General features: G+C 68.0%; 13 protein-coding genes and 1 tRNA gene. 9 read left to right on the forward strand and 5 right to left on the reverse strand.

The features are described 5' to 3' along the window. The first annotated feature begins 1 nt into the window (after nt 1). Genes ABVF28_RS06920 through ABVF28_RS06930 form a run of 3 tightly spaced genes read left to right on the forward strand, consistent with a single transcriptional unit; the run spans nt 2 to nt 2,684 of the window. Complete coding sequence (locus tag ABVF28_RS06920; RefSeq protein WP_146080857.1) at nt 2-229, forward strand: hypothetical protein; 228 nt, start codon at nt 2-4, stop codon at nt 227-229. A gap of 54 nt (nt 230-283) precedes the next feature. Further along, nucleotides 284-2,002: a DUF222 domain-containing protein gene (locus tag ABVF28_RS06925; RefSeq protein WP_371029945.1), complete on the forward strand. Its 1,719-nt coding sequence runs from the start codon at nt 284-286 to the stop codon at nt 2,000-2,002. A gap of 4 nt (nt 2,003-2,006) precedes the next feature. Then, nucleotides 2,007-2,684 (forward strand): hypothetical protein, encoded by a 678-nt coding sequence (locus tag ABVF28_RS06930; protein ID WP_371029946.1) that lies wholly within the window; start codon nt 2,007-2,009, stop codon nt 2,682-2,684. A 44-nt stretch (nt 2,685-2,728) separates the two neighbouring features. Here the strand turns inward: ABVF28_RS06930 and ABVF28_RS06935 are convergent, their stop codons facing one another. Further along, nucleotides 2,729-4,474, reverse strand: a complete 1,746-nt coding sequence (locus ABVF28_RS06935) for an MDR family MFS transporter (protein WP_371029947.1) — start codon at nt 4,472-4,474, stop codon at nt 2,729-2,731. A gap of 59 nt (nt 4,475-4,533) precedes the next feature. Beyond that, on the reverse strand, nt 4,534-5,157 hold the full coding sequence (locus ABVF28_RS06940) for a TetR/AcrR family transcriptional regulator (RefSeq protein ID WP_371029948.1): 624 nt from the start codon (nt 5,155-5,157) through the stop codon (nt 4,534-4,536). 114 nt (nt 5,158-5,271) lie between these two features. On the opposite strand from ABVF28_RS06940, the gene cls reads away from it, so the two are divergent. The 3 genes from cls to ABVF28_RS06955 all read left to right on the forward strand — a co-directional run bounded on the left by cls (nt 5,272) and on the right by ABVF28_RS06955 (nt 8,128). Beyond that, nucleotides 5,272-6,750 (forward strand): cardiolipin synthase, encoded by a 1,479-nt coding sequence (gene cls / locus ABVF28_RS06945; RefSeq protein ID WP_104313227.1) that lies wholly within the window; start codon nt 5,272-5,274, stop codon nt 6,748-6,750. A gap of 125 nt (nt 6,751-6,875) precedes the next feature. Continuing rightward, nucleotides 6,876-7,793 (forward strand): VOC family protein, encoded by a 918-nt coding sequence (locus tag ABVF28_RS06950; protein WP_371029949.1) that lies wholly within the window; start codon nt 6,876-6,878, stop codon nt 7,791-7,793. A 98-nt stretch (nt 7,794-7,891) separates the two neighbouring features. Next, nucleotides 7,892-8,128, forward strand: a complete 237-nt coding sequence (locus tag ABVF28_RS06955) for a DUF3072 domain-containing protein (RefSeq protein WP_104254270.1) — start codon at nt 7,892-7,894, stop codon at nt 8,126-8,128. Between the two features lie 89 nt (nt 8,129-8,217). Here ABVF28_RS06955 and ABVF28_RS06960 read toward each other — a convergent pair. Together ABVF28_RS06960 and ABVF28_RS06965 are read right to left on the reverse strand one after the other, a co-directional pair. After that, nucleotides 8,218-8,291: transfer RNA gene (locus tag ABVF28_RS06960), tRNA-Gly, on the reverse strand. 80 nt (nt 8,292-8,371) lie between these two features. Next, nucleotides 8,372-8,545, reverse strand: coding sequence for a hypothetical protein (locus ABVF28_RS06965; protein ID WP_167516542.1), 174 nt, complete (start codon nt 8,543-8,545; stop codon nt 8,372-8,374). Nucleotides 8,546-8,592: 47 nt separating this feature from the next. On the opposite strand from ABVF28_RS06965, the gene dcd reads away from it, so the two are divergent. The 3 genes from dcd to ABVF28_RS06980 all read left to right on the forward strand — a co-directional run bounded on the left by dcd (nt 8,593) and on the right by ABVF28_RS06980 (nt 11,044). Beyond that, nucleotides 8,593-9,198, forward strand: a complete 606-nt coding sequence (dcd, locus tag ABVF28_RS06970; protein ID WP_104254259.1) for a dCTP deaminase — start codon at nt 8,593-8,595, stop codon at nt 9,196-9,198. 140 nt (nt 9,199-9,338) lie between these two features. Then, nucleotides 9,339-10,457 carry a VIT1/CCC1 transporter family protein gene (locus tag ABVF28_RS06975; protein ID WP_371029950.1) on the forward strand — a complete coding sequence of 373 codons (1,119 nt, stop codon included), beginning with the start codon at nt 9,339-9,341 and terminating at the stop codon, nt 10,455-10,457. Nucleotides 10,458-10,462: 5 nt separating this feature from the next. Beyond that, entirely contained in the window at nt 10,463-11,044 is a 582-nt protein-coding gene (locus tag ABVF28_RS06980) for an NUDIX domain-containing protein (protein WP_104313222.1), read from the forward strand. A gap of 273 nt (nt 11,045-11,317) precedes the next feature. On the opposite strand, the gene ABVF28_RS06985 is transcribed toward ABVF28_RS06980, so the two are convergent. Continuing rightward, entirely contained in the window at nt 11,318-12,337 is a 1,020-nt protein-coding gene (locus ABVF28_RS06985) for a DUF4333 domain-containing protein (protein WP_371029951.1), read from the reverse strand. Between the last annotated feature and the right edge of the window lie 48 nt (nt 12,338-12,385).

Here is a 12,385-nt window from a genome sequence, read left to right on the forward strand (position 1 = left end):
GGTGAACGAAGGGTATCCCCTGCGGATGGGCGAAGAGGGGGCGATTGTGTCAACCGCGGGCGTCGGTCGTGTTGCGGCTCGCGGTCTGGACGTCCAGGCAGGGGAATCGCTCACCAACGTGCGCGGGTGTCTCCCCGTCGCCGACCTCGTCGATTGGGCGTTCGTCGACGTCGAGGACGTGCCGCCGGGGCCGTGGCTCAGGCTGGTCACCACCTCCGAGGTGCAGTGAGTGGGCCGCTAGCGGGGCCGCGGCGGAGAGAATCTACTGTGGATACTCGTATATATGTTCGAGAACATGGTAGGGTGGAGCTGGATCTTGGGGGAGGTCGAGATGTGGGATGAAACGCAGAATCTGCGCGACGACGAAGCTTCGTGCTCGGGCGCTGTGTCGTTTCCGGCAGGTGTTGCGGCGTCCGTTCGCGAGGCCGCTGTCAACGCGACTCCGGGAGTCGAGGCGCTCATCGACGGGCGCCGTCCCGTCGCATCCCTGCTCGATACGGAGTTCTTCGCCGCATTCGAAGAGCTGGCCGCACGCAAGCGGATGCTCGACGCGACCCTCCTCGAGATGACCGCCGAGCTGCTCGGGCGCGACGAGGTGACCCCCGTGGCATTCTCAGGGTCGCTGGTTCGGCGCGGTGGGTTCAGATCGGTGCACGAGGCCGTGCAGCAGACCCTCGGGCTCCGGAGAGGTGAGGCGGGCGCCATGCGAGAACTCGCGGAGGCGACTCGCGAGACGATCAGCATGACGGGTGAGCCGCTGCAGCCGACGCGGGGCCACGTCGCGGTCGCCGTCGCAGAAGGGCGAGTGACCCTCTCGCAGGCATCAGCCATCGCCAGAGGGCTGCGTGAGGCCGATGGTCGCGCTGATGTCTCCGCCCTCGATCGTGCGGAGTACGAGCTCGTGCGGGCAGCCTGCGGACTCACGCCAGAAGACGACGAGCCCGCCTCGCCTGAGCGCCTCGCCAAGCAGGCGGCCGTGTGGGTTGCCTTCCTCGACCCCGACGGTGCGGAGCCGAACGCGGAGCGCCAAGCCGAGAAGCGCGGTCTCTCCTTCACGCGCCGCTCCGACGGAATGGTGCAGGGGCGACTCCTCGCGACGCCTGAGCAGGGCGAGATCCTGCAGCGAGTCCTCGACGCGTACCTCTCGCCGAGGCGCGATCACGCCTGCGACGAGGAAGACGCCGGCCATGACGCCACGCTTCGTGCGTCCGGTGCAGTCGGTGTGCCCGATGCGTCAGGTGTACTCGGTGTGCCCGATGCGTCAGGTGTACTCGGTGTGCCCGGCACGTCCGGTGTGCACGAGCCTGAGGTGCCGATCCGAGACGAGCGCAGCCCATCCCAACGGCGCATCGACGCTCTCGTGTCGGTGTTCGCGCAGCATGCTGAGTCCCCGGCCGCGCCGCGCACGGGCGGCGAGGCTCCGACCCTGGTCGTCTCGGTCACTCGCACAGGGCTCCTCGGAGCCATCGACAGCCTGGCCGATGTACCGCGCTTCGAGCACTCCGGCGAACCGGCCGCGATCGACGTCGCCAGGCGCATCCTGTGCGACGGCATCATCCGGGCCGCCCTCGTCGACGACGACGGAGAAGTGCTCAAGCTGGGTCGCAAGCGACGACTCTTCAGCCCCGCTCAGCGAAGAGCGATCTTCGCCAGAGACAGCGGTTGCCGGGCACCCGGCTGCGAGTTCCCCTACGACATGATCGAATTCCACCACGTCAGACCCTGGTGGCAGGGAGGTCTCACCGACACCAGCAACGGCATCGCACTGTGCAGCTTCCACCACCACGAAGTCCACCTGGAAAGGCTCGTCATCGTGCCCTCGGCCGACCGCGTCTGGAAGGTCGAGCCCGCAACAGGGCCAAGGGTCAGCCTCAGCCAGATTCGCTCAAGTGACAACTCGGCGCGCCCCGTGGAGTTCAGGGCTTCGGCCCCCGACCTCGTCCCAGGTCATGTCGCCGACCCCGTCGCCCAGGAGCTGTCGACCGACAGCTCGCGAGAATAGACGCATGCCGCGAATCCGCGCTCAGCACTTCCCACCCCTCGAGGTCATAAGGGGACGTTGGGCGCTGGCGGCCGCCATAGAGACGGCGATCCTCGGTGAGAACAACCACAACGCGCGCGCCGACGCCCACGGCTGGTTCTACTCCGACGGCGGCGGCAGCTGGGCCCGCCTCACTCCGCTCACCACCGGCCGCGCCGTCCTCAGCGGTATCGACCGCGACCACTCCGAGACGCATCAGACGGGCATCGACCCCACTGCCGGTCTCCCCGACTGGGCGATCGAACACGTCGAAGCCGCCGTTCGCGACGAATCGGGCAGCGAGTGGTCCAGCGGTGACGAGCAGCCCTGGCTCGGGTTCGTCTCCTGGCTCGACCGCGGTGAAGCCGACTGGCACACCGTCGACCACGGCGTCGCCGACGGCCTCGACCGGCACGTGCTGCCCGCGCTCAGCGAACAACGGATGCTCGACGCCGCCGACGACTGGTTCCAAGGCGCCGCCATGGAACTCGACGACCCGGAATCAGCGCCCGAACGCGTGGACACCGAAGCCGTTCTCCGCGCCGCGCAGCTGGGCCCCGACCTCACTCGCGACGCGCTTGTTGCCGTCCTTCCCTTCGAGGGGATGCGCGTCGAGGCCGCGCTCCGAGCCGCCCGGGCGTTCGCCAACGGGCCAGCCGCCTGAGTAGCGACGAAGCTCTCAGTGAGCCGGCCCGTGACGACAGGACGCTAGTCGCGCTGCGGCCCGATGTCAGACGCCTGATCAGGCCCCTCTTTGGCCGATGCAACCGTCGTCGCAGTGCCCGTGCCCGTGCCCGCCGCCGCGTCGACCTGTGCCGTCTCTGCGACACCCGCGTGCGCTGCCCGAGCGCCGCCCCGGGCCGCCGCATCCAGCTCCTCAGCCTCGTCGCCGCCAACCGCCTCACCGCGGGCCACCAGCCCCGCGACATCCGACAACGGGATCTGCTTCAGGAACAGCGACAGCAGGAACGCGAGGGCGATGAACGGCACGAGGTACCAGAACACGGGCGCCAGCGCATCCGCATACGCCGTGACGATGCCATCTCGCACCTCGTCAGGCAGCTGCGACAACGTCTGCGGGTCGATCGATGACGTCGCCGCCGCCGCATCCGCCGGGCTGGCCCCGCTCGCCGTGAACACCGACGTCAGGTTCTCGGTGAGGCGCGTCGTGAAGATCGCGCCGAACACCGCCGTGCCGAGCGCCGCACCCACCTCGCGGAAGTAGTTGTTCGTGCTCGTCGCCGTGCCGATCTCCGCAGCCGGAACCGCGTTCTGCACCACCAGCACCACCACCTGCATGATGAGGCCGAGCCCCGCCCCGAAGAAGAACAGGAACACGCAGATCAACCAGACCGGCGTATCCGCCGTGAGGGTCGTCATCGCGACCATCGCGAGCCCCGTGAGCACCGTCCCGATGATCGGGTAGATGCGGTAGCGGCCGGTCCTCGAGATCAGGATGCCGGACGCGATCGACGTGCCCATGAGGCCCGCCATCATGGGCAGCATGAGCAGGCCGGACGCCGCCGCCGAGGTGCCGGACGACATCTGCAGGAACGTCGGCACGAAGCCGATCGCCGCGAACATGCCGATGCCCAGCGTCAGCCCGATGGCCGTCGCGTTCACGAAGATCGGGTTCTTGAAGAGACCGAGCGGGATGATCGGGTCCTCGGCGCGCGACTCGACGAAGACGAACAGTGCTGCCGCAACCAGCAGTCCGAGACCCCACGCCCACGTGACCATCGAACCCCAGCCGTGCTCGGCATCCGCACCGAAGTCGGTGAAGAAGATGAGGCACGTCGTTGCGGCCGATAGGAAGATGACGCCGAGGTAGTCGATGCGCTTCGTCGCCCTCTTGCTCGGCAGCTTCAGTGCGACGACCGCGATGATGAAGGCCGCGATGCCGACGGGGATGTTGATGTAGAACGCCCACTGCCACGTCAGGTGGTCGACGAAGTAACCGCCGAGAAGTGGGCCGCCGACCGCGGAGAGGCCGAAGACCGCACCGAGCGGGCCGAGGTACTTGCCGCGCTCGCTCGCCGGCACGATGTCGGCGATGATCGCCTGCGACAGGATGATGAGGCCGCCGCCGCCGAGTCCTTGCAGGGCGCGGAACACGACGAACGCCCAGAAGCTGTCCGCGAAGGCGCACCCCACGGAGGCGAGCGTGAAGATCGCGATCGCGACGAGGAACAGGTTCCGCCGCCCGAGGACATCGCCGAACTTGCCGTAGATCGGCATCACGATGGTCGTCGCGAGCAGGTAGGCCGTCGTGATCCACACCTGGTGGTCGACGCCGCCGAGCTCGCCGACGATCGTGGGCATCGCGGTCGACACGATCGTCTGGTCGAGGCTCGAGAGCAGCATTCCTGCGATGAGGGCGCCGAAGATCGTCCAGATCCGGCGCTTCGTCAGCAGGAACTGCGGCTCGGCAGGCGCGTGTGCGGTGGAGGTCATGCGTTGGTCCGTTCGAAGAGTGCGGTGGGGGATGCGGCGAACCGCGGGAGGGGAGAGGATCAGCGCTGCAGCACGGCGCGCATGGCGTCGACGCGCCTGCGGACGACCGTCTCCATGTCGTCGGCGTTGTCGGTCGTGAAGAACTCGAACGCACTCGCCCGCATGATCGACATGAGGATCTGCACGGCGGCGGAGGCGCGGAGGTCGCCGGCGGGGAGCCCCTCGCGTCGCTCGACGAGTGCCACGTCGCGCTTCTCGTCGCTCGACATGTGCTCGAGCACACGCTTGAAGAGGCGCGGCTCCTGGTCGATGACGGCCATGACCTCGCGCACGCGGACGGGGTCGGGTTCGGGGTCGTCTATCCGCCACCGCTCGAGTGCGAGACGGGTGAGCGCCTCGAGGAGGTCGCGGCTCAGGTGCTTGCTCTGCGGGTCACCGCCAGCCACGAAGTCCTCGTCGAGGTGCGCCGTGTCGCGCCGAGCGGAGATGCCGAGAACTGCGTCTTCCTTCGATGCGAAGTAGTTGAAGAACGTCCGCCGGGAGATCCCGACCTGCTCGCAGAGCTCCTCGATCGTGAAACCGGCGAGTCCTGCATCGAGGGCTCGCCTGCGGGCGGCCGCCGCGAGGTCGCGGCTCATCTGCGCCATCTTGCGGGCGCGCAGGCTCGTTGCACTATCGGTCACAAGTGCAGTATTGCACTTCTAGCCGAAAGTGCAACAAGCTTCCCGAGTGGATGCGAGGCCTCGCCACGCGCATCCGTTGCCCTACGCTGTCCCCTAGTACCCCGAGGAGACCAGATGGCCGAGATTCCGCACATCACGATCAGCGCCGGCTTCATCTTCGCGATCATCGACCTGATCATCCGCGTCATCGCGATCATCGTCGTGCCCCGCAACCGCAAGCCGAGCGTCGGCATCGCCTGGCTCATGGCCATCTTCCTCATCCCGTACGTCGGCGTCGTCGCCTTCCTCCTGCTCGGCAGCTTCCGCCTCCCCGCCAAGCGCATGGAGCGCCAGCAGGAGGTCACGACCTTCATCAACATGGCCGTCTCGAGCGTGGAGGTCGAACCCACCGAGCACACCGACCCGCCGTGGTTCGACTCCGTCGTCGCCCTCAACCGCACGTACACGGCGATGCCGCTCATCAGCGACAACGAGGTGGTGCTGCAGGGAGGCTACGAGGAGACGATCCTGGCGATGGCCGCCGAGATCGACACGGCCGAGAAGTGGGTGCACATCGAGTTCTACATCCTCGCCTGCGACCACACCACCCTCCCCATCTTCGATGCCCTCGACCGGGCCGCCGCCCGCGGCGTGAGCGTGCGCATCCTGCTCGACCACATCGCGTCCATCCGAGTGCCCGGGTATCGCAAGCACACGTTGTCCCGCCTCAAGGCCCTCGAGCGGGCAGGCGCCGAGTGGCACTACATGCTGCCGGTGCGTCCGTGGCGCGGCGAGTACCAGCGGCCCGACCTGCGCAACCACAGGAAGCTGCTCATCGTCGACGGCAACTCCGCGTACCTCGGCTCGCAGAACGTCGTCGACTCCACGTACAACAAGCGCGGCAACATCCGCCGCGGGCTCCACTGGCACGACCTCATGGTGCGCCTCGAGGGTCCGGCCGTGCACGCCGTCAGCGCCGTCTTCATCACCGACTGGTACTCGGAATCGGGCACGATCATCCCCGAGGACCTCACCGACGTCGAGACCATGCCGCAGGAAGCGCGGATGGACTGCCAGATCGTGCCGAGCGGTCCCGGCTACCCCAGCGAGAACAACCTCCGCCTCTTCCTCAATCTGCTCTACGTCGCCCAGAAGTCGATCATCATCACGAGCCCCTACTTCGTTCCAGACGAGTCGATGCTGTACGCGATCACCACTGCAACCGCGCGCGGTGTGGTCGTCGAGCTGTTCGTCTCCGAGATCGGCGACCAGGCGATGGTCTACCACGCGCAGCGCTCCTACTACGAGGCGCTGCTGCTCGCGGGGGTGCGCATCTGGATGTACAAGTCGCCGACGATCCTGCACGCCAAGCACTTCACGATCGACGACGAGGTCGCGGTCATCGGGTCGTCGAACATGGACATGCGCTCGTTCTCCCTCAACTTCGAGGTGTCGCTCATGGTGCGCAGCGCTGACTTCGTCGAGGACCTCCGCGAGGTGCAGCAGGACTACCGTGAGCATTCGCGCGAGCTCACCATGTTCGAGTGGCGCAAGCAGCCGATGCGCTCGACCGTGCTCGACAACCTCGCGCGGCTCACGGCGGGATTGCAGTAGGCGCAGTCTGGATGTTCGCTCCGACCCGGAATCCGGGCGCGCGGCCAATGTCGGTAGTCGGGAGTAACTTTGCCAGTGGGTTCGACTGGGCCCGGAACTACCGACGCGTGCAGGAGTAGCGAGTCATGCAGAAGATCATCCCGAACCTCTGGTTCAACAAGAACGCCGAGGAAGCGGGCGAGTTCTACGCTTCCATCTTCCGGAAGACGACGACGTCAGTGGAAGCCAGGTATCCCGAGACCGACCTCCTCGACTTCCAGAAGGAGTTCGCCGGCCTCCCGCTCGTCGTGGGCGTGGAGATCGACGAGTACCGGTTCACGCTCATCAACGCGGGCGACCAGTTCAGGCCCAATCCGTCGATCTCGTTCATGCTCAACTTCGACCCCCGCGTGCTCGGTGGAGACGCGGCGTCGGCACGCGAGGAGATCGACCGGGTCTGGGCAGGGCTCAGCGAGGGTGGCAAGGCCCTCATGCCGTTGCAGGAGTACCCGTTCAGTCCGCACTATGGCTGGATCGAAGACCGGTACGGCGTGAGCTGGCAGCTCATGCTCGTCGACCCCGACGGGCTGAGCACGGCTGACGAGCCTCGTCCATTCATCGTCCCGAGCCTCATGTTCGGTCGCGAAGCGCAGAACAGGGCGCGCGAGGCCATCGACCTCTACGTATCCCTGTTCCCGGAGTCCCGCATCGGGACCGTCGCCGAGTATCCGGCTCCGTCAGGCCCGGCTGTGGCCGGGGCGATCATGTACGCCGACTTCCAGCTTGCGGGGCAGTGGTTCGCCGCCATGGACAACGGTGCCGGACAGGAGTTCGGCTTCGACTGCGGCGTCTCGCTCGAGGTCGACTGCTCCGACCAGGCCGAGATCGACCGCTACTGGGATGCACTCACCGCCGTACCCGAGGCGGAGCAGTGCGGATGGCTGGTGGACAAGTTCGGTGTCAGCTGGCAGATCGTGCCCGCGAACATGGGCGAGCTGATGGCGAGGCCAGGGGGGTACGAGCGCATGATGCAGATGAAGAAGATCGTGATCGCCGACTTCTGATTCCTAGCACCCCGAGGTGCGCTGGTCGCCCGGATTCGAACACATATTCCCAGCATCCGTCGGGCCGCCAGCCAGGAGCGCCGCCTACTGTCGCGGACATGGCAGAGACACACGAAGGTGAAATGCTCGGCGCGACCGAGCCTGGAGAGAACGGTACCGAGAAGGATCCGTCGACGTGGGTCACCGGCGATGAGCCGATGACCGGTGCGCAGCGCAGCTACCTCGACACGCTCGCTCGCGAGGCGGGCGAGGAGATCCCTGCGGACATCACGAAGGCGGAGGCGTCGGAGCACATCGACCGGCTGCAGCACGAGACCGGTCGCGGCGAGAGCTGACCGCGGCGACTGCTGACCGCGGCGACTGCCTCCAGAAGGCGAGAACGGCCAGGTCTGAATGCGAACTGCATCCGGCCTGGCCTTCTTCGTGGAGCGGATGACGGGAATCGAACCCGCGCTATCAGCTTGGGAAGCTGAAGTTCTACCATTGAACTACATCCGCGCACCCGCCGGCACTCGGCCTGCGGACTCGACCATCGTACATGCACGCCGCTTCGAGACCGCAAGGGCGCCCGGTCGGCGTCAGTCGCGTTTTGTGACGAGGGCCCGGATCACGAAGAACACGATGACAGCGACCACCGCGACGATGCTCAGACGGGCCACCATCCACGCCAGGTGGAAGAGCACATCGACGAGCCACCACGCGATGACGACGGCCACGACAACCCCGATGACGGTCCACACGTTTCTGCTCACGGGCTGAGCCTAGCCGTCGGCTCCCGGCGAGCAACTAGGCTGGCGACGTGCTTCTCAGCGATCGGGACATCAAACAGGGCGTCGAGACTGGCCGCATCGGCCTTGAGCCGTACGAGCCGGGGCTCATCCAGCCTTCGAGCATCGACGTGCGCCTCGACCGGTACTTCCGGCTGTTCGACAACCACCGGTACCCGTTCATCGACCCGTCGGAGGAACAGCCAGAGCTGACCCGGCTCGTGGAGTCGAAGCCCGACGAGCCGTTCGTCCTGCATCCGGGGGAGTTCGTCCTCGCCTCCACGTTCGAACGCGTCACCCTCGGCGACGACGTCGCCGCGCGCCTCGAAGGCAAGAGCTCGCTTGGCCGCCTCGGACTCCTCACGCACTCCACGGCCGGCTTCATCGACCCCGGCTTCACCGGACACGTCACCTTGGAGCTCTCCAACGTCGCGACCCTGCCGATCAAGCTCTGGCCAGGGATGAAGATCGGGCAGCTGTGCTTCTTCCAGCTCTCCAGCGCCGCGGAGCACCCCTACGGGTCAGCGATCTACAGCTCCAGGTACCTCGGGCAGCGCGGACCGACCGCATCCCGCTCCTTCATGAACTTCACGCGCGCGGACGTCTCCGTGACCGAGGCCGGCGCCCCCGGGCAGTGACCCTGACCCCCGCTCAGGTGCGCCGAACATCTCCGCGAGGTTGCGGAAACCAGGAGGCGCGCGCGTAGCGTTGGCTGAACGTTGCCAACGATGCCCGTGCTCCACAGGGCTCGAGGCATCCGCACGAAGGATGCACGGCCATGCCACAGACACCACCGCCAGTCCCGGGGACCGGGGACCTCACGCGGGAACCCACCCCTGCGGACATCCGCCGCTGGCGCCGCTACCTCGCCGACGAACGCGCCGAGGGCTCCGTCTACCGGGACCTCGCCGCGAAACGCGAAGGTGAGGAGAAGGAGATCCTCCTCGGCCTCGCCAACGCTGAGGTGCGCCACGAGGAGCACTGGCTGCGGTTGCTCGGCCCTGCCGGCGACGGCGGCGTCCGCGCCCACCTCGGCACGCGTCTCTTCGGGTGGTTCGCTCGCCGCTTCGGCTCCCTGTTCGTGCTTGCCCTCATCCAGCGGGCCGAGTCGAGGTCCCCGTACGAGCGAGAAGCGGATGCGACGCCGGAGATGGCCGCCGACGAGCGCATCCACGAAGAGGTCGTGCGCGGCCTCGCGATGCGCAGCCGGTCCCGCATGTCGGGCATGTTCAGGGCTGCCGTGTTCGGAGCGAACGACGGCCTGGTCTCGAACCTGGCCCTGGTGCTCGGCATCGGCGCGACCGGCGCTCCGACCGTCATCATCCTCGCGACCGGCCTCTCCGGGCTGCTCGCCGGCGCCCTCTCCATGGCCGCCGGAGAGTACGTCTCGGTGCGGTCGCAGCGCGAACTGCTGCAGGCATCCACGCCCAGCCCTGACACGCCGCAGACCATTCAGCGGCTCGACGTCAACGCGAACGAGCTGGAGCTCGTGTACCGGGCGCGGGGCATGGACGAGGCCGAGGCGCGCAGGTACGCGCATCGCGTGTTCGCGCTGCAGGGAGCCGACCCCGCCTCGGGCCCCATCGCCCTGCAGGCAGCCGATGAGGAGCACGAAGAGCTCGGCACCGCGTGGACAGCGGCCCTCTCGAGCTTCGGCTTCTTCGCCGCCGGCGCACTCCTGCCGGTGCTGCCCTACATCTTCGGCATGAGCGGGCTGACGGCCGTCATCGTCTCCGCGATCGTCGTCGGCATCGCGCTGCTCACGACCGGCGCCATCGTCGGCGTGCTCTCGGGCGGCCCGCCGTGGCGCCGCGCGGGACGCCAGCTGCTCATCGGCTACGGAGCGGCCGCCGTCACCTACGTGCTGGGCCTCATCTTCGGTGTTGCGGTTGGATAGACCCCATGCCGATTCCTGAATTCGTCGCCGACCTGCGTGCCAAGATCGGGCCGGAGCATCCGCTCTGGCTTGCCGGTTCGACCGCCGTCATCATCCGCCCGCGTGCACGCGCGGGTGACCTGTCGCCGGTCGAAGGATCTCGGCCGGCTGGCGAGGCTGTGCCCGCCGACGAGGAGGTGCTGCTGGTTCGCCGCTCCGACAACGGGGTGTGGAGTCCCGTGACGGGCATCGTCGACCCCGGTGAGCATCCCGCGACAGCCGCCGTGCGGGAGAGCCTCGAGGAGGCGATGGTCGAGGTGCGCGTCGACCGGCTCGTGCGATTGAGCGTCTCGCCGAAGATCGTCCACGCGACGGGCGACCGAGCGCAGTACTGCGACCTCGTCTTCCGGTGCACGTGGGTCTCCGGCGAGGCTGCCGTCGGTGATGACGAGTCCGTGGACGTCGCCTGGTTCCCAGTGGATGCGCTCCCCGCCATGCCCGAGCACCTCGCGTCGCGCGTCGCGGTCGCGGTGGCCGACCGCCCCGAGTGCGAGCTGCTCGTCGATGGCGTCGCGCTGCCGATCGTCGGGCCGAACGGGACCGCGTAGCGCCGGCGAGTCAAGGCCTTCGGGCCGAAGGGGCTGGGACGGGCTGTGGCGGGGCCGACTCGGAGCCCGCCTGTCCGAAATGAGTGCGATTTCCAGCCGATTGAAGCTTGGGCGGGCTCAGCGCACTGATAGCGCACTGATGTTGGACAGCCTCTTGACCCTGCCGTCTCGCGCGGACGGGCTGGGACTCGGCCGCTTGCCGGTCAACGGGCAGTCTGGAGGCTGGCGGCGTCTGCGTCCTGTGACCCGCGTCCGCTCGGTGACGGGCGGCGGTTACTCGGGCGCGCCGACGACGACCTGGCCGTCGGCGGAGGAAACGGTGACGGTCACCGACTGGTCCTGCTCCGCGTAGGTGAACGTGCACTGGAACTCGGACCCCTGGTCGGCCTTCACCTGCTCCGGGCAGATGACATCGCTGACTTCCACGAGCCCGAAGTCGTCCTGCAGCACGCGAGTCACCTCCGCCTGCAACGGCTCCGCCGCAAGAACACTGCCGTTGCTCTCCCCGATGAAATAGCCGCCGAGACCCGCGATGAGCGCCGCCGCCGGGATCGCGAGGATGAGCAGCAGTCGTGAGTTGCGGCGCGGCTTGCCGTTCGGAGTTGGGCCGGCCGCAGCGAAGCCGGAACCGGGGGCCCCTGGCGTCGGGTAACCCGTCGGCTGCTGGTACCCGAAGCCCTGAGCCGGAGGAATCCCGGTTGACAGAGCCCCGTTCGAGGAGCCGTACCCCCCTCCAGGAACGCCGTACCCCGTGTTCGGTGTGGCGTAGCCGGAGCTCGTCGCCGACGGTGCGCCGTAGCCGGAGTTGGTCGCCGAGGGTACGCCGTAGCCCGAGTTCACGCCGTAGCCGGTCCCGGAGCCCGCGCCGGTCGCAGTTCCCGTGCCCGCGCCGCCGGGAGGCGTGGCCGAAGCGGCCGAGTACCCGGGCTGCGGATATTGCTGGCCGGCCTGCGGATACTGCTGACCTGGCTGTGAGTACTGCTGGTCGGGCCGGCCCTGCTCGTTGCCCCGGCCCGGCCCCGCAGTGCTGGTCGCGCCGTGCTGGCCGTGCTGTCCGGAACCGTACGAGCCGTGCTGATTCTGTTGCGGCTGCTGCCCGTACTGGCCCTGCTGTGGGGTCTGGGGGTTGGGCGCCCCGTGCCCGGTTGCAGCGTCCTGCCCGTTCGGCCGACCCTGCCCAGGGTCTTGGGTGCGAGGGCCCTCTTGGGTGCGAGGGTCCTGCTGGTTCCGCGGGTCGCCTGGGTTGCGCGGATCGTACGGCCGCTGCGGGCCGCCCTGCGGTGGGAAGGTCATCGTGCTGCCTCCAGCTTGCTTGCTGCTGCGTTCATGAGCCCGGCCAAC

It is taken from the genome of Pseudoclavibacter sp. JSM 162008 (genome assembly GCF_041366455.1).
Taxonomy (GTDB): Bacteria; Actinomycetota; Actinomycetes; order Actinomycetales; family Microbacteriaceae; genus Pseudoclavibacter.

Coding starts and splice junctions, on each gene's coding strand:
- cls (WP_104313227.1), top strand. CDS start 5,272: ATGGCCGAGATTCCGCACATCACGATCAGCGCCGGCTTCATCTTCGCG.
- ABVF28_RS06985 (WP_371029951.1), bottom strand. CDS start 12,337: ATGACCTTCCCACCGCAGGGCGGCCCGCAGCGGCCGTACGATCCGCGC.
- ABVF28_RS06930 (WP_371029946.1), top strand. CDS start 2,007: ATGCCGCGAATCCGCGCTCAGCACTTCCCACCCCTCGAGGTCATAAGG.
- ABVF28_RS06935 (WP_371029947.1), bottom strand. CDS start 4,474: ATGACCTCCACCGCACACGCGCCTGCCGAGCCGCAGTTCCTGCTGACG.
- ABVF28_RS06980 (WP_104313222.1), top strand. CDS start 10,463: ATGCCGATTCCTGAATTCGTCGCCGACCTGCGTGCCAAGATCGGGCCG.
- ABVF28_RS06975 (WP_371029950.1), top strand. CDS start 9,339: ATGCCACAGACACCACCGCCAGTCCCGGGGACCGGGGACCTCACGCGG.
- ABVF28_RS06955 (WP_104254270.1), top strand. CDS start 7,892: ATGGCAGAGACACACGAAGGTGAAATGCTCGGCGCGACCGAGCCTGGA.
- ABVF28_RS06925 (WP_371029945.1), top strand. CDS start 284: ATGTTCGAGAACATGGTAGGGTGGAGCTGGATCTTGGGGGAGGTCGAG.
- ABVF28_RS06950 (WP_371029949.1), top strand. CDS start 6,876: ATGCAGAAGATCATCCCGAACCTCTGGTTCAACAAGAACGCCGAGGAA.